Here is a 26,014-nt window from a genome sequence, read left to right as displayed (position 1 = left end):
ATTTGAACGAATGTTTTGTTGGATTCTACGCAGAATCAGCTTGATCGCCAATACCCTGTATCTTTTAATAACAGGGCGTTAAACCATCTATTTCGAGTTTTTTATTAAATCTACCCTGCTTTTATAGTGCCAACCGTATTTGGCGAGCCTTTGAACTACCCCCAATTGCAAATTGGTCAGGTGTTCAAGATCGGGAAAATACCCGCCTGCCATGACAGCCGCCACGGGCAAATTCCGCTTTTCAGCCCAGCCCAGCACCACTGAATCCCGCTGCTCTATCCCACTGTCGCTCAATGCCAGCTTGCCCAAGCGGTCTGCCTGGTGGACATCAAGACCAGCCACGTAAAAAACCAGATCTGGCTGAAATTGCTGCTCAATACAATGCAAGGCCTGCTCAAGTTGAGTAACGTACTCGATGTCTCCCGTTCCATCAGGCAAGGCAATATCCAAATCACTTTGACTTTTCCGGAAAGGGTAATTTTTTTCACCATGCATGGAAAATGTAAACACACTGGGGTCACCGGCCAGAATAGAGGCCGTCCCGTCGCCTTGATGCACATCCAGATCAACAACCAGCACTTTGGGATTGATGTTACCAGCCCGTGCGATGCAGTCAGTTTGGTAGACCCTTGCAGCCACGGCCAAATCATTGAACACACAAAAGCCACCGCCTTTGTCGCGCATGGCATGGTGGGTGCCGCCCGCAAGGTTCACCGACGCGCCGTGTTGCAGCGCACTTCTACAAGCCGCCACAGTGGCCCCGACTGATCGCAGTGAACGCTCAACCATCCGTTCAGACCACGGAAAACCAATGTCCCTTTGCTCATCGCCGGAAATATTGCCGCTCTCGATTCGCTGGACGTAGGCCGGGCTATGCGCCAAAGCCAATTGGCCTAACGTGGCTGCGGGTGGCACCAAAAGCCTTACAGAGCAATCACTTTGATTCACCTTGTCTCGAAGAATCCGGTACTTCTCCATTGGAAAACGGTGCCCCGCAGGCAAAGGGAGTACAAATTCATCTGTATAGAAGGCTTCAATCATGGGGGAATACAACAGAACGAACTCATTTTATTGCAATGCAACATTTTTGTTGACATGGGGAAAAATTTTGGTAGAATTCAGTTTGTGCACCGCATCAAACGGTGTTCGAAACGTGGTGAAGCCCAGTATTTAGCCACCAAATGACAACCCTAGCGGTACAAAACCTGACGGAGCAAACATGATGATGACCCCCGAACAATTTCTTGATGTTCAAAAATCCAACCTTGAAAAGATCCTGGGTCTTAGCCAGAAATCGTTCAGCAATGTTGAGAAAGTAGTTGAACTGAATCTTAACGCTGTTAAATCATACATGGAAGACAGCGTGGAAGCGGCAAAAGCCTTGTCGTCTGCCAAAGACATTCAAGACTTCGTTGCTGTATCCAGCTCAGTATCACAGCCATTGTCTGAAAAAGCTGTTGCCTACGGCAAAGACCTGTACTCCCTGTCCTCTGGCATCGCTTCTGAAGCTGCCAAGCTGGTTGAAGAACAAGTTGCCGAAAGCAACAAAAAGTTTGTTGAGCTGTTTGAATCAGCCAGCAAAAATGCACCTGCCGGCTCAGAAAGTGCTGTTGCACTGATGAAGTCTGCATTGACAGCAGCAAACACAGCCTACGAAGGCGTTAGCAAGGCCACAAAACAAGCTGTTGAAATGGCAGAAGCCAACGTGGAAGCCGCTACCAAGGCAACCATCAAAGCCGCCAATACAGCCTCTACCAAGGCCCGCAAAGCTGCTTAATCAGCGCTTCGCATGTAAAGATGTCTCCTCGTTCCTCCTGGAACGAATTCTCAAGCCTGCCCGATTTTGTGGCAGGCTTTTTTTTATTCAAATGTTAGTCGATCAACTCGACCTTGCACTGCATGGCTTCCAGAATTTTCAGCAAGTCGCCGAAGGCTTTTGACACCACTTCTTTTTTACCCACACTGCCCCGTGCTTTCACACCCAACTCAATGTGCCGCGCCAGTTTGTTGTCGCCCACACTGGGCAGACTGTACAACTTGCAGTCGGGGTAAGCCGCTTCAAGCTGTTCCATCACCGGCGTAATCCGCGCTTCAGGCGTGTTGAACAACAGCAGCGCTTTCTTGTATTCCAGTTCCTGGTGGTGAAATTGCGGATACAAAGTATCCAGCACCCAATCAATCATTGGCCAAGCCATCACGGGAAAGCCCGGCACAAAATGATGTTGCCCCACTGTGAAACCGGCAATTCGGTTATACGGGTTTGGAATCAGGCTGGCACCTGCCGGGAAGTCGGCCATGCGCAAGCGGAACTCATCCAAAGGCTGACCGCTTTCTTCGCAACGCTGGCGAATCAAGTCAACCGCGCCTTCATGGCGAACAATTGGCAGGCCCAAGGCTTGGGCGGCTGCTTGCCGAGTGTGGTCATCGGGGGTTCCACCAATGCCGCCACAACTTAAAACAATGTGGTCGCTCGCAAAAGAATGCCGCAAAGTCTCGGCTAAAAAATCCCGGTCATCCCCCACCATTTGAACCCAGGACAAATGAAGCCCCCGTGCTGAAAGCCGTTCAATTAGGGCTGGAATGTGCTTGTCTTGCCGCAAACCCGACAAAATTTCATCGCCCACCACAATCAAACCAAATTTGGGTACTGCCATGTGTTGCTCTTTGTGTGGTTAGTTGGATTGAATCACGGGCATGTCGATCACCTTGTCTTCACGAACCTGCACCAGCGTGCCCATGTAATGGCGAGTAAATGCCAAAGCCGACATCACCGGCATGATCAACAAAATGGGTGGAATGAAACTTAAAAATGCACACACCAAACCGATTAGCCAGGCCGACGTGCTGTCGCGCTTCCGGATTTCTTTTATCTCCAGTTTGGTGGCGTGCCCTGCCAGTGAATCGAATCGCATCACAACCATCAGCAGGTATGCCGTCAACAGGACGGGTAAAACAAACGCCATGCCGGGAATAAGCCACAGGGGCAAGGTCACGATCCATGCGACCAGGAAAATGACAACCGCTTTCAAGGTAACCCACAGACTCATGACCATGCCAGAATCACCTTTCTTCTCGATGCCCTGAAATTCCTTGTCGGTGAGGTAATTCACAACCGGTGGGGTAACGTACAAACCTGCCAGCAACACAGCCGATGTGGCCACGATGGGCCACAGTAAACCAAACACAGCCAAAGGCACCAGGATGAATTTCAACCAGCCAAGAAATTCGGCATCTGTCGATACGGCCTCGGCAGAAAAATCAAGCCCGAGATACGACAACACCCACATGGCTGCATTAACCAACGGGTCGATCGACAACCAAATCACCACCAACCAGAACACAGAAGCAATCGCGACAGACGCCAAAGTCAGCATCAGCATTTTGGGGCGAAACGAATCAACAAGCGCGTTGACAAGAATGGACAGTGCGTTGTTCATATACCTTCCTTTTTGTTGTTGATCTACTGCTGGCGCTTTGCCATGGTTTCCCAGGCTTTCTGCAAACGCTTCACAGAGATTGGCATGGGTGTTCGCAATTCTTGGGCAAACAGCGAAACCCGAAGCTCTTGCAACTGCCAGGCAAACTGGCTCAGGCTTTCATCCTCTTGCCCCTTCAACTGCGAAGCGGCACGGACCCAGTGTAATTGAAGATCCATGACTTCTTTCATCAACTGCTTGTCGCGATCAATTGAATTACGCGCCCGCTCCAGGCGAATTTGCGCGGCTTTCAAGTAACGCGGGTAATGGGCCAGCTGCTCCCAGGGTTTTTTCAGCAGAAAGCCCTTGGGCAACAGCCAATTCAACTGGTTTTGAATATCGGCAACACATTCGGGGAATGATTTCGAAGAAACTTGAAGTTTTTTATTTAAAGCACTGTATTCATTAAGAATAACAAGAAGTATTTTTCCAATCTCTTGAGCAATCAAATTCATTCTGCTACGTGCTTCATGCACCTTGCTGTTGAATTCTTCCTGCGTGTTGGGCAGGCCTGCGGCCAGGGCGCTTCGCATCAGGGTCAGCTTAATCCACTGCTGCTGAAGTTCGTCCGATGAACCCAAAGGCATGTACAGCATGGCCACTTTCTGAAAATCGAGCAGGTTCTTGGTCAGGTACTTCAAAGGCTCCTTCAGGGCGATATTGAACAGGCGAAGCACGCCGTCCAGGTGTACTTTGCGGGCAATGTCTTCTTCATCGAATACTTCAACAATGCAATGGTCACCCATGTCTTTCAGGGCCGGGTAACCGAAGAAGGTTTGCCCTGCGCGCCTGATTTCCAGCATGTCTGGCAAACTGCCAAAGCTCCAGTCGGTAATGGGCTGATCGGTGAAGGTGCTGCTGGGGGCCTGTGTTTTTGAACTGTTGGCTTTGCCATGGCTGCTTTGCGTTTGGGCCGACCCAACCTGGGCTCGCACTTGCTCCACCACGTCCGAACTTTTGAAGCTTTCCTGCGCCTTGCGACCCCATTCTGCCTTCAGGGCCGACAAACTGCGTTGCATATCCAGTTGGCGACCGTGTTCATCCACCAACTTGAAATTCATGAAGTGGTGTGGCGGCAGGGTTTCAATTCGGAAATCGCTGAGCAATGGCCGAGCCGGGGTTTCGCTGCTCACGAAATCGCGAAGGCGGTCCAGCAAGGGTTTGTCGTACAGCGTTGAATCAAAATGGGCTTCCGCAAATTTTTCAGCAAACTGGGGCACCGGCACGCAATGTCGGCGCAACTTTTGCGGCAGGCTTTTCAACAACAGCAGGGCCTTTTCTTTCAGCATGCCCGGCACAAGCCATTCTGTGCGGCCTACATTAACCTGGTTCAACAGCATCAAAGGAATGGTAAGCGTTACCCCGTCGCGTGGGCTGCCAGGTTCAAAGTGATAGCTCAAATCGAAGGCCAAGCCACCCATTTCCAGCTTCTTGGGATAAAACTCGGTGGTAATGTCGCCCGCTTTTTTGCTCAGCAGGTCTTGCTTGTTCAAGTACAGCGTCGCCTGGTCTTCCTTGCTGGCTTGTTTGACCCAGTTCTCCAGGGTTTGCTGGTTGTACACACCGGTCGGCAACTTGTCATTGTAGAACTGGGCGATCAGACCTTCATCGACCAAAATGTCTTGCCTGCGGGCTTTGTGCTCCAGCTTTTCAAGGTCTTCAACCAGCTTGCGGTTGTGCACATAGAAAGGCACATTGGTTTTCACTTGGCCCGGGACCAGGCCTTCGTGAATCATCAGCCTGCGCGCCTCGGCCTGGTTAAGGCGGGCCAGGCTGACCCGGCGCTGGGAATAAATTGGCAAACCATAGATTGTGCCTGTTTCCATGGCCACCGCCTGCCCCGAACCTTTTTCCCAATGCGGGTTATTGTGGTTGCGTTTTACAAGGTGGCTACCTACCTTCTCGATCCAGTCGGGTTGAATTTTGGCCACGCTGCGGGCGTACAGGCGGGTGGTTTCCACAAGTTCGGCCGCCATGATCCACTTGCCGCCTTTTTTGAACAGGTTCGAGCCTGGGTGAATTGAAAACTTGATGCTGCGTGCACCAAGGTACACCGGGTCGGTTTCGTGCTTCAAACCGATGTTGCCCAGCAAACCCGCCATCAGCGCCAAATGAATTTGATCGTAAGTGGCAGGCGTAGCGTTCAAAGTCCACTTTTGCTCTTTCACCATGGCAGTGAGCTGTTGGTGAACTTCACTCCATTCGCGCAGGCGGTTTGCTGACAAAAACTTGCGCTGAAGCGTGTTTTTCATTTCACGATTCGTCAAGCTTTTTTCTTTCAAATCAATATAGAAATTCCATAACTTCAGAAAAGACATGAAATCTGATTCTGCATCGTCGAACTGTTGCTGCGCATTGTCTGCAGCTTCTTGCGCATCAATCGGGCGATCGCGCGGGTCTTGTATCGACAAGGCTGCGGCCAGCACCAGCAATTCGTTCAGACAGCCACGCTGGCTGGCCTCGAACAACATTCGGGCGATTCGGGGGTCTAGCGGCAACTTGGCCAGTGCGCGGCCAATTTTGGTCAAATACCCGGCATCGTCCAGCGCATTCAGTTCGCTCAGCAACTGGTAACCATCGGCAATGGCGCGACCCATGGGTCGCTGCAGGAATGGAAAATCTTCCACCTCGGTCAGGTGCAGGCTTTTCATCCGCAAAATAACGGATGCCAACGATGAACGAAGAATTTCAGGGTCGGTGTAATCGGCACGGCCTGCAAAATCAGCCTCTGCATACAGGCGAATGCACACACCATCGGCCACACGGCCACATCGCCCTGCCCGCTGGTTGGCCGATGCCTTGGAAATTCGCTCCACCTGCAACATTTCAACCTTGTTGCGGTAGCTGTAGCGCTTCACACGAGCCACGCCGGAATCGATCACATAACGAATGCCGGGCACGGTCAGCGAGGTTTCTGCCACGTTGGTGGACAACACAATGCGCCTGCGGCCACTGGGTTTGAAAATACGTTCCTGTTCCTGTGCGGTCAGCCTTGCGAACAAGGGCAAAATTTCCAGCGTTTGGCGCATGTTTTTGCTTAAAAAATTTGCCATGTCGCGAATTTCACGTTCGCCGGGCAAGAACATGAGAATGTCGCCCTGGCCTTGGCGGCAAAGCTCTTCCACGGCGTCGAGTGTGGCGGCCTGAAAGGCGTCTTCATCCACCTCATCGGCCGGGTTCACTGGCGCATTTTTGCGGCGGCTGGTGTCGAAATCGTTGGGGTCTTTGTAACGAACTTCAACCGGGTACAAGCGGCCAGACACTTCAATTACTGGCGCCGGTTTGCTTTGTGCATCCTCGAAATGTCTGGAAAAACGCTCAGCGTCAATGGTCGCAGATGTAACGATCAACTTCAGGTCAGGCCGCTTGCCCAGCACATCCTTCAGATAACCCAGCAGGAAATCGATGTTCAGGCTGCGCTCGTGCGCTTCGTCAATAATGATGGTGTCGTACTTCTTGAATAACGGATCGGTTTGGCTTTCAGCCAGCAAAATACCGTCGGTCACCAACTTCACTGCCGTATTTGCACTGGATTGGTCTTGAAAGCGAATTTTAAAACCCACCCACTGACCAACCTCAGAATTCAGTTCCTGTGCAATTCGCTTGGCTGTTGCCGTGGCCGCCAAACGGCGTGGCTGGGTGTGCACGATGCTTTGGCCGTTCAAGCCACGCCCCAGTTCCAGGCACATTTTCGGCAGCTGCGTGGTTTTTCCCGATCCGGTTTCGCCACACACAATGACAACCTGGTTTGCATCAATAAGCCGCTTGATTTCTTCGCGACGCTGGGAAACCGGCAGATCTTCGGGATAACGAATTTCAGGTAGCGACTGGAGGGTTTGTTCTTTTGACAACACAAATAACCAATATTGGGTTCAAATTCCGATCAAATCGGGGAAAAACAGCGAGAAGACTGGACTGCACGCAATCGGAAATTATAATCAATCGAACGAGCGGCTGCGGCTGCCCCACAGTGTATTGCCTTTTTTCAGGACAGCCCCCAAGCCAATGAGCAACACCCCCAGCCACGACGACCTTTCCATGAACAGCCAAACCTTTGTTCAATGGCTACGAACTGTTGCGCCCTACATTCACGCGTTTCGCGGCAAAACGTTTGTGGTGGCCGTGGATGGCGAGTTGGCTCACCAAGGCTATTTGAATTCATTGGCTCAGGATTTGTCGTTGTTGCATGCCATGGGCATGCGCATTGTGCTGGTGTGCGGTTCTCGCCCCCAGGTTGAAGAACAACTGGCTTTGCGCAATATTCAACCAGCTTTTCACAAAGGCTGGCGAATTACCGACAAAGGGGCACTGGAATGCGCAAAAGAAGCTGCGGGCGAACTGCGCCTGGACATTGAAGCGGCATTCTCACAAGGCTTGCCCAACACGCCCATGGCACATTCGTCAATGCGCGTTATTTCCGGCAACTTCATCACGGCGCGCCCCATGGGCATTCTGGAAGGTGTGGATTTACAGCACACAGGGCTGGTTCGAAAAATCGATGTAACCGCCATTCAAATGAGCTTGAACAGCAATGCCATTGTGCTGTTGTCCACCATTGGGTTTTCACCCACAGGCGAGGCATTTAACCTGACCATGGAAGATGTGGCGACCAGCACGGCGCGCGCCATGAAGGCCGACAAACTGATTTTCGTCACGCAGATTGAAGGTATTTTCGACAAAAGTGGCAAACTGCTTGAAGAACTGGAACTGGACCGCGCACGCGAGATCATGCTGCAAGAAGACCTGCCGGAGTTGACCAAAGATTACCTGGAGTGCTGCATTTTGGCGGTACAGGGTGGCGTAGGCCGTGCACACATTGTTCCCTTGAATCTGGATGGTGGCGTGATGCTGGAATTGTTCTCGCACGACGGCGTGGGCACCATGGTTTCAGAAGAAAACCTGGAAAGCTTGCGCCAAGCGACGCTCGATGATTCCGGTGGTATCAAAACATTGATTGAACCGCTGGAGATGGCAGGTATTTTGGTACGCCGCGGGCGCGATCGCATTGAGCGTGACATTGACCACTTCACCGTGCTGGAACACGACGGCATTTTGTGGGGCTGTGCAGCCATGTACCCCTACCATGCCGAGGGTGTGGCTGAGTTGGCCTGTTTGGTGGTGCACCCTTCCTGGCAAGGCACGGGCGATGGCGAACGGCTGTTGAAAAAACTTGAACACGATGCGCGCAAACAAGGCTTGAAACAACTGTTCGTATTAACCACGCAAACCTCGCATTTTTTCCTGAAACGTGGTTTTGTGGTGGGCGATGTGGACAAGCTGCCGATTGAACGAAAGCGCCTGTACGACTGGAACAGAAAATCCCAAGTGATGATCAAAACGCTGTGATAACGCTGCCATGAGCACCTTCAAACACAACAAGCCCACGCACCGCCTGAGCACGGAAATTGTTCATTCAAAACCGGTCAGTGCCAGCGGCTTTTCGTCGCAGCCAGTACCGGTGTACCGTGGCTCCAGCACCTTTTTCGAGAACACTGCTGCCCAACGCGCGCCTGTGAACCCGATTGGGCTGGACTACAGCTACGGCTTGCATGGCAACCCCACTCAATACACTTTGGCCAAAAAACTGGCGGAAATCGAAGGCGCCACGCACGCACTGGTGTGCCCTTCCGGGCTGACCGGCATTGCATTGGTGGCGCAAGCCTGCCTGAAAACCGGCGACCATTGGCTGATCCCTGAAAACGTGTACGGCCCAGTGCAAGCCCTTGCGCGCAACCTGCAAACGGCTTACGGGGTGGAGTTTTCCGAGTACGACCCCTGCGATCTTGCGTCCTTGACAACAGCGATTCAAGCCAACACCAAACTGGTGTGGACTGAAGCGCCAGGCTCGCTTACTTTCGAAGTGCCCGATTTGCAGGCCATTGTGACCTTTGCAAAGGCACACGGCGCACGCGCGGGCATTGACAACACCTGGGCCGCAGGAATTGCCTACAAGCCCTTTGAACGCGGTTTTGACTTCAGTGTGCAAGCACTGACCAAATACCAGTGCGGCCACGCCGATGTGTTGATGGGTGCTGTGTTGAGCAACAACACCAAAGCATTCGCCGATGTAGAACGTAAAAACAGAATACTGGGCCTGGGGGTGTCGCCTGCCGATTGCGACCTGGTGCTGCGCGGTTTGCTGACCCTGCCATTGCGTTACAGGCAACAGGCAGAAAGCGGCTTGATTGTGGCCAAGGCCTTGAAACAACACCCGGCAATTGCGCGGGTACTTCATCCAGAATTTCCGGAATGCCCCGGTCATGAATTTTACAAGCGCGACTTCACAGGTTTTGCGAGTATTTTCTCGGTGGTGCTAAAACCCGAATTCACCGATGAGCAAGCCTGCAAGATCATCGACGGCTTGAAGCTGTTCAAGATTGCCTATTCATGGGGTGGCCCTGAAAGTTTGGGGCTTGTGGTGAATATTCCGGATAGCCGACGGCGTCATCTTGCAGGCGAAGATGGCCGTTGCGGGCCGATACTTCGTTTGGCCATTGGGCTGGAAGAACCTGTGGATTTGATTGCTGATTTGATTCAAGCGCTTGATGTGATTACTTGAAGTCACATTTCAAGCTGGCAGCCGAACGTGGCGTATGAATTCAAACGGGCAATCACCACCAGTGTAAGTGGATGAGCTTCAAACCATCTCATCCACAGCGACTCCATCAACTCAAGCCTTCACGCAATCCACGAAGTAACTCACATTGCCGTGTTCGTCTTCAAGCTCGACCAAACCATGAATGTCGGTCTCAAAGCCGGGGAACTGCTTGTTGAAATCACGCGCAAAACGCAAGTAGTCCACAATGGTGGCATTGAAAATCTCGCCCGGAATCAACAATGGAATACCGGGTGGGTACGGTGTCAGCAAGGCTGAAGTAATACGCCCTTCCAACTCGTCAATCGCCACGCGCTCAATTTCACGGTGCGCCACTTTGGCGTAGGCGTCAGCCGGCACCATGGCTGGCTGCATGTCGCTCAGGTACATCTCGGTGGTCAAACGTGCCACATCTTTCTTGCGATACATATCGTGAATGGTGTTACACAAATCACGCAGGCCCACCCGCTCGTAGCGCGGATAAGCCTGACAAAACTCCGGGATTACACGCCACAGCGGCTGATTCTTGTCGTAATCATCCTTGAACTGCTGCAAAGCTGTGACCAAGGTGTTCCAGCGGCCTTTGGTAATACCAATTGTGAACATGATAAAGAACGAATACAGGCCTGTTTTTTCGACAATAACACCGTGTTCTGCCAGGTATTTGGTCACAATTGATGCTGGAATGCCAGCATCTGAAAACTGGCCATTCACATCCAGCCCAGGGTTCACAATGGTCGCCTTGATCGGGTCGAGCATGTTGAAACCATTGGCCATTTTGCCAAAGCCGTGCCAAGTGTCGGTGGTGTGAATCAGCCAGTCGTCGCGCGGGCTCATGCCCTCCTCGCTCAACACATCGGGGCCCCACACCTTGAACCACCAGTCGTCACCAAACTCTTCGGCCACCTTGCGCATGGCACGGCGGAAATCCAGTGCTTCCATAATGCTTTCTTCCACCAAGGCTGTGCCGCCCGGTGGTTCCATCATGGCAGCAGCCACGTCGCAGCTTGCGATAATCGCGTATTGCGGGCTGGTGGACGTGTGCATCAGATACGCTTCGTTGAAAATGTGGCGATCGAGTTTGCGGTTCTCCGATTCCTGCACCAGAATTTGCGAAGCCTGCGACAAACCGGCCAGCATTTTGTGGGTCGATTGCGTTGCAAATACCAATGAATCCTTGGTGCGCGGGCGATCCCGGCCAATCGCATGCATGTCTTTGTATATGTGGTGGAAGCTGGCGTGCGGCAGCCACGCTTCGTCAAAGTGCAGGGTATCAATTTCAGAACCCAATACTTCCTTGATCATTTCCACGTTGTACAGCACGCCGTCGTAGGTGCTCTGAGTAATCGTTAAAATGCGGGGTTTCTTGTTCTTGGCCTTGCTGGCAAACGGGTGGTTTGCAATTTTTCGTGCAATGCTTTCAGGCTTGAATTCGTCCAGCGGAATTGGACCAATAATGCCCAAATGGTTGCGCGTGGGGGTCAGGAACACGGGAATGGCCCCGGTCATGGTGATCGAGTGCAAAATCGATTTGTGGCAGTTGCGATCCACCACCACAATGTCGCCGGGCGCCACGTTGGCATGCCAGACCATCTTGTTGGAAGTGGATGTGCCGTTGGTCACGAAGAAGCAATGGTCGGCATTGAAAATTCTTGCCGCATTGCGTTCCGAAGCAGCAACCGGGCCGGTGTGGTCCAGCAACTGCCCCAATTCATCCACGGCATTGCACACGTCGGCGCGCAACATGTTTTCACCAAAGAACTGGTGGAACATTTGCCCCACCGGGCTTTTCAGAAACGCCACACCACCGGAATGGCCGGGGCAGTGCCAGGAATACGAACCGTCTTGCGCGTAATGCACCAAGGCACGGAAAAACGGAGGCGCCAATGAATCGAGGTAACTTTTGGCTTCACGAATAATGTGGCGAGCCACAAATTCTGGTGTGTCCTCAAACATGTGAATAAAGCCATGCAGTTCTTTCAGAATTGCATTGGGAATATGGCGCGACGTGCGAGTTTCGCCGTACAAGTAAATCGGAATATCCGAGTTTTTGAAGCGGATTTCTTGAACGAAATTGTTCAAATTTTGCAGTGCATCTTCAATTTCCTTCTTGCTGCCCAAGCCAAATTCTTCATCGTCGATCGACAAAATGAAAGCACTGGCGCGGCTTTGCTGCTGTGCAAACTGCGAAAGGTCGTGATAGCTCGTCACCCCCAACACTTCCACGCCTTCTTTTTCGATGGCGTCTGCCAAAGCGCGAATACCGAGACCGGATGCGTTCTCGGAGCGGAAATCTTCGTCAATAATGACAATGGGAAAACGAAATTTCATTGATCTTCCTGTGATCTGGGTATTAAAACAAGCGTTCCTGTGGACGCCTGAAACCAGCGTGCATTATCCACTAGGTAGCCCCCCGTTCCAAGTCCTATTGTCTCCCCAACATCCCTCTACAGAGTGATGTCACAGAAATGTCATCTTGTACTGGTTCAATAACCGACTTTCCAGCTCGGTAATGCTTCATGCGGATTGCTTCGACATTGGTTTCATCTACGCCACATTTGTTGCCACAACAAGCGGAAACCCTCGGTCATAAGCCAACCAGTTGGACAAAAAAACTCGATGCGTACATGAATAACCATGAAAACGGGTTCAAACGAATCGCCCGTATACGCAAAGAAATTTTAACCAAGCGTGGTCGCATACACTCATTCGACGAATCACTTGCCTGCCCGGAGCAATTTAAAAGTCGCGGCATTCGCGCCCTGATTCATCTGGCAAAACATTTGGATGAGCTTGCAGAGAACTGCTCAGACATATCAGGATTAACGGAACGACTGACCCGAAATTTTATATCGTCCGGGGACAAGTCAGACATGGCCCAAGTGATTGCTTCAGCAATTGGCAGGGTTGTTTCAGCTCAACTGAACATAGCGGGCTTTGCCGTGCACAAAGCAGCCGGCGCGGGATTATACACACTCTCTACCTTGGTCAGCTTGGGGGTGCTGGCGCTAATCCGATCAAAAAATGTAGAACTTAGGTCGTCCGCCGCAATTGAACAGGCTATGCAAAAATCGAGTTTTGATTCAAGTGCCTATTTACTGGTGGCCCGAAAACTGTTGCGTGCCAAGGAGGCATTACTGACCAAATTACTTAATCAAACAGGCACTTCAGGCAATAAGGCCGGCAAGAGTATTCGAAAGTGGGGAACGTTCATGTCTAGACACCGCAGACTGGTTCCCGAACACATGATGTCAAAGCGCAAAATGCACCGCAACTACATATGGAACAACCTCCACCAGTATGGTCCGGTGACGCGTGCACTTATGCATGTGGGCTACGGTACATTTCAGGGGGTCAACAAAGTGCTTGCGTCGTATGACAAACACTCGGGAACGGCAATCGGCAATTTTCTGCTCCGTAGAAAGACCGGTCAAATACTGGGTTGCCGTTTGGGTTTAACACTCACCGTTTCATGTGCCGCAGCACTGTCAGTGCCAATGTATCCTTTGATCATCGGCATTTCGACGGCAGGGGCAATCGCGTGTGGCGTGGCTTTTTCAGCGCTGGCCCTGGCCAAATTGAATGTTTATGTGAGCCACGACTGGAAAGGCAATATCTGCAAACCAGACCGTTATTAGGTTTTGGGTAAAGTAACGCCAACTTGCCCCTGATATTTGCCGCCGCGGTCACGGTAAGAAGTTTCGCAGACCTCATCGCTTTCAAAGAACAACACCTGTGCACAACCCTCGCCTGCGTAAATCTTTGCAGGCAGCGGTGTTGTGTTGGAAAACTCCAGCGTGACATATCCTTCCCATTCAGGTTCGAAGGGAGTTACGTTCACGATAATTCCACAGCGGGCGTATGTGCTTTTCCCCAAACAAATGGTCAACACGTTTCGGGGAATCCGGAAATACTCGACCGTGCGGGCCAAGGCAAATGAGTTGGGTGGGATGATGCACACATCGCCATGGAAATCCACGAAACTTTTTTCGTCAAAGTTTTTGGGATCAACTATGGTGCTGTTGATATTGGTAAAAATCTTGAATTCGTTGGCGCAACGAATATCGTAGCCATAGCTAGAGGTGCCGTAGGAAACAATTCTTTTGTCTCCTGCATAGCGGACTTGGCCCGGCTCAAAGGGTTCGATCATTCTGTCGCTTTCCGCCATTCGGCGAATCCATTTGTCCGATTTAATACTCATGGTCAATTTGCTTTAATGTAGTTCAACAGATCGAAATGTTACATGAGCCCAGACACTACTGATTCATTCCGTCCAGAATCTCGCTTAATTGGCCAGCGCATCGAAGAAAATCTGAATCAGGTTGGCCATTTGTGAACCAGTGACGCCGTGCAAAGGCAATTGCATTAGAAATTCAAGGTTTTCAGTCTCCATATTGATCCCGACTTGATACTGGAAATCGAGTACATGAATCATGGTGTGCGCTTCAGCCAAAAAATGAAGGCAAATTTCAGCGGCACTGGGTTCATTCATGTTGTACAAGGGAAAGGCCATAACCACCCACCTGGCGTTTTGCGACTCGCCGGCCCGAAAAGACAATTCAAACTGCTCTTTTTTCGCCATGATCACTTGTTGGCCATCGAACCAACGCATGCCTGCCAAGTCAATCGCCTCGTGCAGCAAGTTTGACTCTGAAACAGTGAAACCGTTTTGCTGTGGCGTGTCCTTTTGTTGTTTGCTTGGTGTACTGGAACCCGGCTTGGGACCCTGCGTACCAGTACCCAAAGGCTGCTTCGGCCTGTATTGATTATTCATGAAGTAAAACGCCCGAGAAATAGATAAACACCTATTTAGTACAGACGCTGGTATGAAAGGTTCCTGAGCTAATCCGTTCTGGAAGACAGCTGGTGGCGCGCAACCTGCGCTGAAATTGAACTCATCATATTGCCCGTTTCTGCCAAGTGCCCCGTTTGTGGAAGCTCAATCAGGGTGGTACGGGACAACATCTCGGACAACATTCGAGAACCGCCTGGCGGGCACACCCTGTCATTTAAGCCCTGAACGATGGTCAGGGGCCAATTGTCCTGCGCGCACCTGGAAATCAACGCAGTCCAGTCTGCCGGGGACAAAAAACAGTCGTGCTTCAGGAAGTGAGCCTGCAATCTGTATTTGCGCACCAAAGCCAATTCTTGAACATCGGTAAAAAAGGATTTGCCGTTTTCGAACTGCCCTGGCTTTCCAGTCAATAAAGCCGTTTCCAGCTTGCTCCAGGCAATCGACAATTCCAGCAAATGTTCGGGCGTGGCCACATCAAAACATTCGCACACAAGGTCTGTACGCGCACCGGGGCCAAAATGCTCTGCAAAGTAATCGGGGGCGATGCGCTCAAGCGATTCAAAAAATGCATCAACCCTGGGACGCAAGGGCACAAAAGGCGCACGCAACACAACACTGGCCACTCGCTCGGGCCGATAGGCAGCAATGGCCAAGGCCAAAGTACCGCCCCAGGAACCCCCCAGAACGTGAAACCGGGAAATGCCAAGGCGATCAGCCACATCCAGCGCATCATCGACATAACGTTGCAAGTCGATCACGCTCAGATCAAGGTCTTCACTCAGGCCGCTGTTGCGTTGGTCAAAACCAAACCAGGGAACACCCGAAAAACGCAACGGTGCAACATGAGAGGCCCCCAGACTTCCACCGGGGCCACCATGCAGCACCAGCCACGGGCATGGGTGCAAATGTGAATAAGGCGCATGCGCACTGCCCTGTTCCGCCCAAACGGCCACATTACCGCCCAGATCAAGCATGGCTTGGGGCGAAGACCACACACCGGCCAACCCCGATTTCGGCGCAGGGTTGGCCAGCTGGTTGAATGTAAAGCTCTCTTTAGGCATGGGCATATGCCCCCCCGGGCGCTGCGATTAAAGCAGACTTAGGTGTTTTGTACCACAATCGACGGAAACTTCAGGGACATGTCTTTGGATTGCTCTGCGATGCGAATTGCCACCTTGCGCGCAATGTCCTTGTATGTTTTCGCCAAATCACCATCCGGGTCAGCCACCACCGTGGGCTTGCCTGAATCAGCCTGCATGCGGATACGCATATCAAGCGGCAAACCGCCAAGATAATGGATGTTGTAATCCTTGGCCATTTTCTGACCACCACCTTCGCCGAAAATATGTTCCTGATGGCCGCAGTTGGTGCACACATGGATTGCCATGTTCTCGACCAGACCAAGAATGGGCACGCCCACCTTTTCGAACATTTTCAAGCCTTTACGCGCGTCCAGCAACGCAATGTCTTGCGGGGTGGTCACGATGACAGCGCCGGTTACCGGTACTTTCTGTGACAGGGTCAACTGAATGTCGCCGGTACCCGGGGGCATGTCCACGATCAGGTAATCCAGGTCTTTCCAGTTGGTTTGTTTCAGCAACTGCTCCAACGCGCTGGTGACCATGGGGCCACGCCATACCATCGGCGTGTCTTCGTCAATCAGGAAACCGATCGACATGGCCTGAATGCCATGGCCTTCCATCGGGTCGATGATTTGACCATCATCAGACTGTGGGCGACCGGTAATGCCCAGCATGGTGGGCTGTGAAGGACCGTAAATGTCGGCATCCAGCATGCCCACGCGGGCACCTTCTGCCACCAGTGCCAGGGCCAGATTCACTGCAGTGGTGCTTTTACCAACACCACCCTTGCCAGAAGCCACAGCAATAATGTTTTTCACATTGGGCATGGGCTTCAAGCCACGCTGCACGGCATGGGTTTGAATTTTGATCGACGCATTCACGCTGACATTTTCCACGCCAGGCACCTGTGATCGAATTGCAGCAATCGCCGCCTTCCGAAGGCCATCGAGTTGGCTTTTGCCGGGGTAAGTCAATTCCAGGTCAAAACTGACATCGCCACCGTCTACTTGAATGTTCTTGATCAGCTTGCCGCTGATGAAGTCTTTGTTCAAGTTGGGGTCAATGACACTACGCAATGCTTCGCGTACGGTGTCGGTACTTACTGACATACTCAATCTCCTCAATGCTTGTCTGGTATGGTCTTTCTCTGTCTATATAGGCGAGAGTCTAGCCTGTTTTTCCCACAACAGGCTTACATCAGCAGGAAAGCAAACAGTTCTGATGATTGGCGTTTACCCTATCGCTATCAACAACAGCATCTCGATTGACACAGCCAATAATCAATATTTAGAAGAGTGCTACACCCACTTTTTCCCAACGCTTCTTGCTAGCATTGCGAACAATCAACTTTTTGCAATCCGGAGACATAGAAATGAAGACTTATGTGTGTATCGTGTGCGGCCTGACTTACGACGAAGCAACCGGCATGCCCTCAGAAGGCATTCCCGCAGGAACACTGTGGGCAGATGTTCCTGCCGACTGGCTGTGCCCGGATTGCGGCGTGGCCAAAAGTGATTTCGAAATGGTGGAAGTGTAGAGCCGGCTCACCATTTGGCGTAGTGATCCTCGCACCACCCTGTCAAGCCATCCATCGAATACTCAATGTTTTGCGGAAACAGCCTGACCTTGCCAGTGAATTCTCCGAAACATTGGTTGAATCGACTGGCAAGCACCAGCAGATTGCGATGATCTCCAATTCCACCCTTTGGCATGAATTGCAGATCGACGGCCCCACACTGAGAATAAACTCGCCAGGGCTTTTGAACAGCATCCCGATCATAGTCAAACAACACCTGAGGCAGGTCGTGAAGCACCCCGTTGACCCACAACACATTTTCATGTGCACTGGTCTCGTTTACACCCCGGGCAACATTCAGTGACAACAACGGCTGATCGGCAGCAGTCCGCCCGCTTGCGCAAGCCCAATTCCAGAAAGTTTCTCGCCGCAAAAAGCCTGCTGTCCAATCGTGATAACAACCGTCCATTAACGGGTGAAGGGTGTAGGTGCGTCCATTCAAATTGATTTGCCCCGACACCGCCCCACCACTGCTTTTCTGGGCATAGGCAAAACCGGTGTTCGCAATTGGCGTGTTCATTGCCAAAGTGGCCACCTGTGAACAATCAATGGAGACATGTCCGTGAAAATGATCACCGAAGCGAAAACTCATTTCCCGGGTTTTTGCAGTGCGCGTTGAAACGACCCGATGATCTTTTTTAAACGGATGTGTCCAATGGGTTTGACCCAATGGTTTGTAATCACTTTGAAAACCGAAGTCGAGTGGCAAATCAAATTGCACCCGGTGCAACCCCGACGGGCTGTGCAAGTATGCGAAAGTAGAATTCAGCAAACCCAGGCGCACCAAGCCGCAGCCGAAGGTAAAACCATCGCCAAGCGCACCATAAAAATCAAAGTGCTTGAACAAATACTGTCGGACCCAGGCAGATCGTTTTGAGCCCAGGGGAGACCTGGCATCAAACTGTTGCCAATTGATACAATCCGGCAAATCGTCCAGCCGCCCCCAAAGCGGAATTCCACGGTCGTCGATCAGATTCATAAACAAAATCGGGCAAGTTAGACTTGCCCGATTTTGTCACGTTTTGCCTCCCGCTAGAAAGGCGAATTCATTGTTGCTTACACAGGCAACGCACCACCCAAGGCATCAGTCACTGTTGCAGGGTCCAGCATGCTGGTGATTGGTGCCAAGGGGGAATCGGCGGCCATCTCCATCAAGGGGTCGAATGCTGCATCCAGGGGTGTACCTGTAGTGCCACCCGTGTCGCCTCCACCGGTGTCCCCACCCTCTTCTTCACCGCCGCCAACTGCCTGGGCCAGGGTGGTCAAACCTTCTTCCAGTGGCTCGCTAACCGCGACCAGCGGGGTATCTGCCAACCCGTCAAAAGCGGGGTCCAGCGCCATGTCCAGTGGCGTGCCCGTGGTACCACCAGTGTCGCCACCACCCGTACCGTCGCCATCGCCACTTCCGCCATCACCATTGCCACCATCGCTGTTGTCCACGGAACCACCGGATGAACCAGTCGGGCTTGTCCCTTCATCACTGCCGCCAGAAGCCACCAGACCCAAACCCACGGCACCCGCGCCCACCGCGGCAGCCGAACCGCCCAGTGAACCACCCGCCAGCAAACCTCCACCGAACAGGCCGAACATGCCGCCCTCTGCGTCTACCTGTTCCACACCTTGCAACTCGACCATTTCCGCAAAGTCAGGGTCTAGGTTGGCAATGGTCACGCCGTCGTCAGAAAGCGCTTCAAACGCAAATGCAGTTTGTCCGTTTTTCATGGTGGTGTCCGCAATCACACTGCCCGTGGGCGCCACCAGCAAATTACCAATTGGCTCGCCGTAACTGTTGGACAAAATAATTGAGGCACGGCCAGAATCACTGGCGGTGATTACGTCGCCAGCAAGAATTGAATCGCCCGTAAGCAGCGCCTTGCTCTCGCCGTCGCGCATGATGCTGACCGCACCTTCAATTTCATTGACCGAACCGATTACCTGTGTGGACATGTCGCCTCCATAAAATCTGTGTGTTTGTGTTGTCGAATTTGTAAGTAATACTCTGACAAATCCAAGGCGGATTCAAAACCCGGTTTTTTTAAATCAGGACCAACACCAACCCGGCCAGAATCGCACCCCACATGGCACCGATCAAAGGCATCATCCATTCATATCGGGAAAAAACAGGCCGCAAGGCCTTCTCGAATTCCATGGCAGGCAGTGTGGACAGTCGTTCCACAATCACCTCCTCGATCCGCAGTGCATCATGTAAATACACCCGGGCCGCCATCAAATGGGCTTCCAGTTTGCTGGCAAAAATTTTCGCAGCATCGCGTTTTATGGCCACCCATTGTTCCGCACCCAACACAGCTACCAGCAGGGGCTTCACTCCGCTGGACTCCAGGTCCATCACGCGCTGCACATGGTAATCAATCAGCGCCGACAGGTTTTTTGCATTCGGGCCACGGCACAAGGCCAACACAATGTTCTCCGTCGTAATCACTTCGTGCGCGGCAGTTTGGGCAAACAGTTCAGCTATGTGTTTTTGGTCACGAAAGAAAAATCCGGTGAACTTGCCCAAACGAATGGTGCCGTGATCAGGATGAAAAAACAGGCTCTCAAGCGCCAATTCATTGGCGATTGCACCGGCCATCATGCCAAGCAACACCAGCCAATACCACTGCAAACCAAACAGCGAGCTGCCAACAAGCAGCAAACCCACCACCACACCAGCCACCAATGAAAAACGGATCAAATAGGCCATGGGGTCTTTGCCTGCGCTTTTGAAAAGATCCACCACCAAAAACGGCTTGCTGGTCACAACATCCAGCACCAGGGTTTTCAGGCTGAGGTAATACGCCGGTTTTTTTTGCAAATCGAGAATGATTTGCTGCGCCACATCAGGCACAACCCCGCGAATTCTGAAAATAATGGAGTTCTGCAAAAAACTGGGCAAGCTTTCCCACAGGGTGGGCTTGTGCTTGAGCATGACTTCCCGACAAGCAAGATCTGCCGTTTCCTGCATGGGCGGAGTAAGACGATCGGCCAAGCCCTGCGCTGGAATGCGCTTGATCATTTCATCGAGCGGCAGCAGCTTGTGGGTCATCAAGCGCACCGCAATTTCTGCCATGACTGATTTTTGATGGGGTACCAAACCCTGCCACCCCACACCCTCCAGGCCCAACTGGTGCAAACCGAGTTTGCGAAACAGAGGGATGCGCCAACCCTTGAATTCTTTGGGGTTGAACATCAACCACAAGGCGGCAGCCTGAAAAAACCAGGCCAGGGCCGCTCCAAGCAAAGCTGTCAAAACAAATACAGCCCACAGCGCAAGCCCAAAATGAGCAAAGGAAAAATCCAAAACGGTGATCCTGAAGTAACTATTAAAATAATTGGTCTAATTTTGGCACCCGAAGGCACCCACATAGGTCGTTATACTGGCGAACGAGACAAGACAGATTAGAAGCAGCCGTCCAAAAAATATACTGACGACTATATATATTTACACTCTACCAACAAAAAACAAGATTCCAAGGGGACGCCTTCAATGGATTGGGGAACTATTTACGCTGACGTTCAGCAGAACTACCTTTTTTATCTCTCAATCCCCATCGTCGCTGCCATCCTTGGTTACATCACCAAGATAGCCGCGGTCAAAATGATGTTTTATCCCATGAAGTTTGTGGGCATTCCACCCTTCTTCGGCTGGCAAGGCATTGTGCCGCGCAATGCCTTGCGCATGGCGTCCATCGCCGTTGACACCATCACCACCAAGCTGGTGTCGGTCAATGAAGTGGTGTCCAAACTGGATTCCGAACGCCTGGGCAAGGAATTGGAAGGCCCGGCGATGGATGTGATCGAAAGCATCATTCGGGACGTGATGTCCAAACACCAGCCACGCCTGTGGGAAAGCCTTCCCAACTTTGCACAGAAAAAACTGATTGATCGTGTGAAAAAAGATGTACCGGGCGTCATCGCCAGTGTGATGGAAGACATCAAGGGCAATATCGATGAAATTCTGGATCTGAAAGCCTTGGTGATCCGCATCCTGATGAACGACAAGCATTTGCTGAACCGCATTTTTCAGGAAGTGGGTCGCGAAGAGTTCAAGTTTTTTGGCATATCGGGCCTGTACTTCGGTTTCATGATCGGCCTGGTTCAAATGGTGTTGTGGATCCTGCTGAAAGAGCCATGGATCCTGCCGGTGTTCGGTTTTCTGGTGGGCTTTATTTCCGACTGGATTGCGCTGAATATTTTGTTCGAACCCAAGAAGCCTATTCCCTTTGGTTCGTACACCATTCAGGGTTTGTTCCTGAAACGTCAGCAAAAAGTAGCAGCCGACTACGCAAAAATTATTGCACGCGATATTTTGACACCACAAACCATCATCAGCGAAATGGTGGCTGGTCCGCTTTCCGAGCGTGTTCAAAAAATGGTGGATGAGCGTGTTCGCGAAATGGTCGACAGCAAGGCCAGCATTGTGAAGCCTTTCGTGGTGATGGCCGTTGGCGCTGAATCGTTTCAGCGCATGAAGCAGGACACCTCTGAAATGCTGATGGCACGCCTGGCTGATGTGATCATGCACGCAGAAACCTACGTGCAAACCTCACTCGACATTGAAAACGTGGTGGGCAAAAAAATGCAGGCCATGACCCCGCTGGAATTCGAGGGCCTGCTGCGCCCGGTGTTCAAACAGGAAGAATGGATTTTGATCATGACCGGTGCCATTTTGGGTGGCCTGGTGGGCGAAGGCCAGTTGATGGTCATGATTCAGCTGGGCATTATCTAAACAACCCGAGCCTTGGCAAGGCCCGGATTTTCCCGGCCGGTTTCGGCGAACTCCACAAATTCCGATACACAATTGGCCACCCATTCGGAATGGCTTTGAACCACCCAATGGTGCGCATCCACATCGCGACGCCACACATTCTGCGCATAGGGGTAACAGGATTCCACCAAGGCCGGGGTTACAAACCTGTCTTTCGTGGGGACCAGCAATTGCACGGCTACTTCGGTGTGCCGCGCACGTGGTTTGGCCACGCGCGGCAGTATGTTGGCGCGGTACAAATTGATGCCGTTTACACCGTCTTTGCGCTGGGTCGGATTGACACCGTGTTCAACCCCTTCCATTTTTTTCACAATACCCGGCCATGCTTTGTCCAGCCCCAGTTTCCAGGCTGCAGGGGCCAGAAACGGCAACTGAAACGCATACACATACCAGGAATGAATGAACTGACCCAACACGCCACCCAAGGCTTTCGTGTTGCCGGCCTTTAAACTGTTGCGCGCCCACATGCCAATGTGGTCCAGGCACGGCCCGGAAATACTGGTGTAGCTGGCAATGCGGGTTTTTAAACGGTGATCGGTCACGCTTTCCCAGGTTTGGATGGAACCCCAATCGTGAGCCACCAAATGTACTGGCTGGGTTGGGCACACGGCGCGCATCACGGCTTGCAGGTCTTCGGACAACTTGCCCAGGGAATAATCCCACATCCAGCCCGGCACCGTGGACTTTCCACAACCGCGCACATCGTAGGTCACCACATGAAAGTGGTGCTTTAAAATGTCCACCACCGGGTCCCACACGGCGCTTGAATCGGGATAACCATGAACAAGAATGATGGTGGGATTGTGCGGTTCACCATGGCAGTTCACTGCCAGTTCCACGTCGCCGGAATGAACGACCATTTGGCTTATGCGCCGCTCTTTTTCATTTGTCTCTGTCATGGGCCTGCCTTTGTTGGCTGTTGTTGTATGTGCTTGTACTTCACTTTATAACCGCCCTTGCCAGCTGATTCCTTCAAGCCGGTTAGAGTGGCAACTCCAAATAAGCAAATAACTAAAAAATAGAACAACTTACAGCGTTTTTTAATGCATTGCGTTATCATTGGCGCGATTGAAGAACTCACGAGAACTGAAGCCGCAACCATGTCAAACCTGATTCAAGAACAAGTTACCGAAGTCCACCACTGGAACGACACCCTTTTCAGCTTCAAAACCACGCGAAGCCCGGGCCTGCGTTTTCACAATGGCCACTTCGTGATGATTGGTCTGGAAGTAGAGGGAAAGCCCCTGCTTCGCGCCTACAGCATTGCAAGTGCGAACTATGAAGAGCATCTGGAATTTTTCAGCATCAAGGTACCTGATGGCAAACTGACTTCACGCTTGCAACACTTGAAGGTGGGCGACTCGGTGCTGGTCAGCAAAAAGCCCACGGGTACATTGATTCTGGACGACCTCAAGCCTGGAAAGAACCTGTTCCTGTTTGGCACCGGTACTGGCCTGGCACCGTTCATGAGCCTGATCAAAGACCCGGACGTCTACGAGCGTTTTGAAAAAGTAATTCTGGTTCACGGTGTGCGTTATGTGAATGAGCTGGCGTACAGCGAATTTATTCGGGAAGAACTGCCCAACAATGAATTCTTTGGCGAAATGGTACGTGGCAAGCTGGTGTACTACCCCACCGTCACCCGCGAAGAATTTCAGACCGTGGGTCGAATCACCACCTTGATGGAAAACGGCGAGCTGTGCAAAGACGTGGACCTGCCACCCCTGAACCCCGAAACAGACCGTGCGATGATCTGCGGCAGCCCCAGCATGCTGGCCGATATTCGCGGCATTCTGGACAGCAAGGGCTTCGTGGCCTCACCCGGCGTGGGCGAGCCCGGCGACTATGTCTTTGAACGGGCCTTCGTAGAAAAATAAGCAATTGTTGAAACAAAAAACCGGCTGCAGGTTTAACACCCCAGCCGGTTTTTTATTGCCTTCATTCAGGCCATTACTTTTCAGCAGCCAGTTCTTCAAGCAAAGCCTTCGCATGGCGCATGCTGTCCATGGCGGCCGGAAAACCGCAATACACACTGGCGTGGATAATCAGTTCTCGCAGTTCATTGGGTGTTACACCATTGTTGATGGCGCCGCGCATGTGCAACTTCAATTCATTGGGGCGATTCAGGGCGATCAACATGGACACCGTGGCAATGCTGCGAATTTTCGGCTCCAGGCCTTCGCGGGGCCACACAGTTCCCCAGGCATGCGAGGTCACAATGTCTTGCAAGGGTGCAGCAAAATCATCAGGATTCGACACCGCTTTTGCCACATATTCTGCCCCCAACACCTTGGTGCGCATGGCTTTGCCGGTGTCGTAATTCGCGGGTTTGTTATTTGCCATACTTCTCCTCCAGTTTTTCAATGAAGCGGTCTACCAAACCTTCAAACATGGTCTTAATGAAACCGGGTGTTGCGGCTTTCAACAACATGGGCACCTTGATGTCGCGCAAAAGGCCTTTGATTTCAATCTCAATGTCTACTTTGGCACCGTTTTGCTTGAACTGAAAGCAGCCTGACAGGTTGGCGTTGCCAATGCCCTCTTTCGCATGAAAATTAAGGCGGCCATTGGCCTTGTCCACTTCGTAAGTGGCGGCATAATGAACCGTGTGTGAAACACCCATGGCACCAATGGGTTTGAGCTTCCATTCAAACGCGTTGGGACCCAGTTTGGTCAGGCTTTCCAGCTTGGGAAAAATTGAAATAAGTGGTTCAATGGCCTCCAGATCGGCAAGAACTGCTTCGTAATTCAGGGCGACCGATGCGGTTTTATCAAGTGAAAGTTTGCTGTCCATGTTGAATTCTCCTCAAGGCAAAGGCCAGCCCCCTTTGTGCTGGAGTACACTGGCCGAAATAATGAAATGGTTAAATAATACTCATGAGTAACATACCAGCAGATCCCTTGTTGCGGATCAAAAAACTATCCAATTCACTGGAAAATAATGAATTTGAAAACACCAATGCCTTGATTTTCGCATTCAGGCAGGAAAAAGACCTGCTCAGTGAACTGCCCGCAGTGTTTGAGGGTGCACTGGAAAGCATTCTGGAGCGCCTTGAAAGCACGGCCATGTTTGGTGGCGAAAGCTGCTCCTTCAGCCAAAGCGACCTGCTTGCCGCGTTGACCATTTGGCTGGAAAAAGCGAAGTCGTATCTGGAAAAGCAACTGGGCATTCAGTGAACTGGCGCTGGTTTCTGGCACAAACTTTCAATCAACTGATCCAGTTTTTCAAACGACACTGGCTTGGTCAGATGCAAATTCATGCCCGATTCCGCAGACAAGGCCACGTTCTTGTCATCACACAAACCCGACAAGGCGCAAATAAAACTGTGGCGTGACGCCGCTGCAGTCGATGCACGGATCAGGCGTGTGGCCTCGTGCCCATCCATGTCGGGCATGTCAATGTCCATCAACACCAGGTCGAAGCATTGCGTTTCACACAACTTCACAGCCTCAACACCGCCAGTGGCGCATGCCACCCTGTGGCCCCGCTTGCCCAGATAACGATCCAGCAATTTGATATTGATGGGATGATCGTCCACAACCAGCACGTCCAAAACCCGCGCTGCAAGCTCAGAAGGCTTGACCGTTTTTTCCAAACCAAGGGAACGGGCCACGGGCAGATTCAAACTGACAGTAAACACAGAACCCACCCCGGGTTCTGAACTGACATCGATCCGCCCACCCATCAATTCAACCAAACCCTTGCAGATCGCCAAGCCCAACCC

Annotated in this window: 24 protein-coding genes; 8 read left to right on the top strand and 16 right to left on the bottom strand. The window is 51.8% G+C overall.

Annotated features, from left to right (window positions below):
* Window positions 1-87: 87 nt before the first annotated feature.
* Window positions 88-1,041 carry a histone deacetylase family protein gene (locus tag V7028_RS07420; protein ID WP_334119453.1) on the bottom strand — a complete coding sequence of 318 codons (954 nt, stop codon included), beginning with the start codon at window positions 1,039-1,041 and terminating at the stop codon, window positions 88-90.
* Window positions 1,042-1,219: 178 nt separating this feature from the next.
* Between V7028_RS07420 and V7028_RS07415 the strand changes: the two genes are divergently transcribed.
* Complete coding sequence (locus V7028_RS07415) at window positions 1,220-1,777, top strand: phasin family protein (RefSeq protein WP_334119452.1); 558 nt, start codon at window positions 1,220-1,222, stop codon at window positions 1,775-1,777.
* A 94-nt stretch (window positions 1,778-1,871) separates the two neighbouring features.
* On the opposite strand, the gene V7028_RS07410 is transcribed toward V7028_RS07415, so the two are convergent.
* Genes V7028_RS07410 through hrpA form a run of 3 tightly spaced genes read right to left on the bottom strand, consistent with a single transcriptional unit; the run spans window position 1,872 to window position 7,330 of the window.
* Entirely contained in the window at window positions 1,872-2,654 is a 783-nt protein-coding gene (locus V7028_RS07410; RefSeq protein WP_334119451.1) for a competence/damage-inducible protein A, read from the bottom strand.
* 18 nt (window positions 2,655-2,672) lie between these two features.
* Entirely contained in the window at window positions 2,673-3,437 is a 765-nt protein-coding gene (locus V7028_RS07405; RefSeq protein ID WP_334119450.1) for an EI24 domain-containing protein, read from the bottom strand.
* Window positions 3,438-3,460: 23 nt separating this feature from the next.
* Window positions 3,461-7,330, bottom strand: a complete 3,870-nt coding sequence (gene hrpA, locus V7028_RS07400) for an ATP-dependent RNA helicase HrpA (RefSeq protein ID WP_334119449.1) — start codon at window positions 7,328-7,330, stop codon at window positions 3,461-3,463.
* 151 nt (window positions 7,331-7,481) lie between these two features.
* Between hrpA and argA the strand changes: the two genes are divergently transcribed.
* Complete coding sequence (gene argA / locus V7028_RS07395) at window positions 7,482-8,822, top strand: amino-acid N-acetyltransferase (protein WP_334119448.1); 1,341 nt, start codon at window positions 7,482-7,484, stop codon at window positions 8,820-8,822.
* A 10-nt stretch (window positions 8,823-8,832) separates the two neighbouring features.
* Window positions 8,833-10,035, top strand: coding sequence for a PLP-dependent transferase (locus V7028_RS07390; RefSeq protein WP_334119447.1), 1,203 nt, complete (start codon window positions 8,833-8,835; stop codon window positions 10,033-10,035).
* A 111-nt stretch (window positions 10,036-10,146) separates the two neighbouring features.
* On the opposite strand, the gene V7028_RS07385 is transcribed toward V7028_RS07390, so the two are convergent.
* Entirely contained in the window at window positions 10,147-12,402 is a 2,256-nt protein-coding gene (locus tag V7028_RS07385) for an arginine/lysine/ornithine decarboxylase (RefSeq protein ID WP_334119446.1), read from the bottom strand.
* 188 nt (window positions 12,403-12,590) lie between these two features.
* Between V7028_RS07385 and V7028_RS07380 the strand changes: the two genes are divergently transcribed.
* A complete protein-coding gene (locus V7028_RS07380; RefSeq protein WP_334119445.1) occupies window positions 12,591-13,709 on the top strand; it encodes a hypothetical protein in 1,119 nt (372 codons plus the stop codon).
* Here the strand turns inward: V7028_RS07380 and dcd are convergent.
* The 4 genes from dcd to apbC all read right to left on the bottom strand — a co-directional run bounded on the left by dcd (window position 13,706) and on the right by apbC (window position 17,057).
* Window positions 13,706-14,272 carry a dCTP deaminase gene (gene dcd / locus V7028_RS07375; protein ID WP_334119444.1) on the bottom strand — a complete coding sequence of 189 codons (567 nt, stop codon included), beginning with the start codon at window positions 14,270-14,272 and terminating at the stop codon, window positions 13,706-13,708. The two genes, V7028_RS07380 and dcd, sit on opposite strands and share 4 nt — an antisense overlap.
* An 84-nt stretch (window positions 14,273-14,356) precedes the next feature.
* Window positions 14,357-14,845: a hypothetical protein gene (locus V7028_RS07370; RefSeq protein WP_334119443.1), complete on the bottom strand. Its 489-nt coding sequence runs from the start codon at window positions 14,843-14,845 to the stop codon at window positions 14,357-14,359.
* Window positions 14,846-14,913: 68 nt separating this feature from the next.
* Window positions 14,914-15,933, bottom strand: coding sequence for an alpha/beta fold hydrolase (locus V7028_RS07365; RefSeq protein WP_334119442.1), 1,020 nt, complete (start codon window positions 15,931-15,933; stop codon window positions 14,914-14,916).
* Window positions 15,934-15,965: 32 nt separating this feature from the next.
* Entirely contained in the window at window positions 15,966-17,057 is a 1,092-nt protein-coding gene (gene apbC, locus V7028_RS07360) for an iron-sulfur cluster carrier protein ApbC (protein WP_334119441.1), read from the bottom strand.
* A gap of 263 nt (window positions 17,058-17,320) precedes the next feature.
* Between apbC and V7028_RS07355 the strand changes: the two genes are divergently transcribed.
* Window positions 17,321-17,485, top strand: coding sequence for a rubredoxin (locus V7028_RS07355; RefSeq protein ID WP_334119440.1), 165 nt, complete (start codon window positions 17,321-17,323; stop codon window positions 17,483-17,485).
* 7 nt (window positions 17,486-17,492) lie between these two features.
* Here the strand turns inward: V7028_RS07355 and V7028_RS07350 are convergent, their stop codons facing one another.
* The 3 genes from V7028_RS07350 to V7028_RS07340 all read right to left on the bottom strand — a co-directional run bounded on the left by V7028_RS07350 (window position 17,493) and on the right by V7028_RS07340 (window position 20,822).
* Complete coding sequence (locus V7028_RS07350; RefSeq protein WP_334119439.1) at window positions 17,493-18,503, bottom strand: DUF2804 domain-containing protein; 1,011 nt, start codon at window positions 18,501-18,503, stop codon at window positions 17,493-17,495.
* Between the two features lie 77 nt (window positions 18,504-18,580).
* A complete protein-coding gene (locus tag V7028_RS07345) occupies window positions 18,581-19,471 on the bottom strand; it encodes a hypothetical protein (RefSeq protein ID WP_334119438.1) in 891 nt (296 codons plus the stop codon).
* Window positions 19,472-19,559: 88 nt separating this feature from the next.
* A complete protein-coding gene (locus V7028_RS07340; protein WP_334119437.1) occupies window positions 19,560-20,822 on the bottom strand; it encodes a DUF445 domain-containing protein in 1,263 nt (420 codons plus the stop codon).
* A 186-nt stretch (window positions 20,823-21,008) separates the two neighbouring features.
* Here V7028_RS07340 and V7028_RS07335 point away from each other — a divergent pair, with 186 nt between their 5' ends.
* Window positions 21,009-22,250: a DUF445 domain-containing protein gene (locus V7028_RS07335; RefSeq protein ID WP_334119436.1), complete on the top strand. Its 1,242-nt coding sequence runs from the start codon at window positions 21,009-21,011 to the stop codon at window positions 22,248-22,250.
* Here V7028_RS07335 and V7028_RS07330 read toward each other — a convergent pair.
* Window positions 22,247-23,188 carry an alpha/beta fold hydrolase gene (locus V7028_RS07330; protein ID WP_334119435.1) on the bottom strand — a complete coding sequence of 314 codons (942 nt, stop codon included), beginning with the start codon at window positions 23,186-23,188 and terminating at the stop codon, window positions 22,247-22,249. The genes V7028_RS07335 and V7028_RS07330 overlap by 4 nt on opposite strands.
* Before the next feature lie 201 nt (window positions 23,189-23,389).
* Between V7028_RS07330 and V7028_RS07325 the strand changes: the two genes are divergently transcribed.
* Complete coding sequence (locus V7028_RS07325; protein ID WP_334119434.1) at window positions 23,390-24,166, top strand: ferredoxin--NADP reductase; 777 nt, start codon at window positions 23,390-23,392, stop codon at window positions 24,164-24,166.
* A 73-nt stretch (window positions 24,167-24,239) separates the two neighbouring features.
* Here the strand turns inward: V7028_RS07325 and V7028_RS07320 are convergent, their stop codons facing one another.
* Both V7028_RS07320 and V7028_RS07315 read right to left on the bottom strand, forming a co-directional pair.
* A complete protein-coding gene (locus tag V7028_RS07320) occupies window positions 24,240-24,632 on the bottom strand; it encodes a carboxymuconolactone decarboxylase family protein (protein ID WP_334119433.1) in 393 nt (130 codons plus the stop codon).
* Window positions 24,622-25,083, bottom strand: a complete 462-nt coding sequence (locus V7028_RS07315; protein WP_334119432.1) for a hypothetical protein — start codon at window positions 25,081-25,083, stop codon at window positions 24,622-24,624. Before V7028_RS07315 ends, V7028_RS07320 begins: the two co-directional genes overlap by 11 nt.
* A gap of 83 nt (window positions 25,084-25,166) precedes the next feature.
* Between V7028_RS07315 and V7028_RS07310 the strand changes: the two genes are divergently transcribed.
* Window positions 25,167-25,466 (top strand): hypothetical protein, encoded by a 300-nt coding sequence (locus V7028_RS07310; RefSeq protein ID WP_334119431.1) that lies wholly within the window; start codon window positions 25,167-25,169, stop codon window positions 25,464-25,466.
* Here V7028_RS07310 and V7028_RS07305 read toward each other — a convergent pair.
* Window positions 25,460-26,014, bottom strand: a 555-nt coding sequence (locus V7028_RS07305; RefSeq protein ID WP_334119430.1) for an ATP-binding response regulator, incomplete at its 5' end; no start/stop codon positions are given. The genes V7028_RS07310 and V7028_RS07305 overlap by 7 nt on opposite strands.

The organism is Limnobacter sp., assembly GCF_036846585.1.
GTDB lineage: Bacteria > Pseudomonadota > Gammaproteobacteria > Burkholderiales > Burkholderiaceae_B > Limnobacter.
The sequence above is the reverse complement of the archived record's forward strand: the minus strand, read 5'-3'. Positions and strand labels throughout refer to the sequence as shown.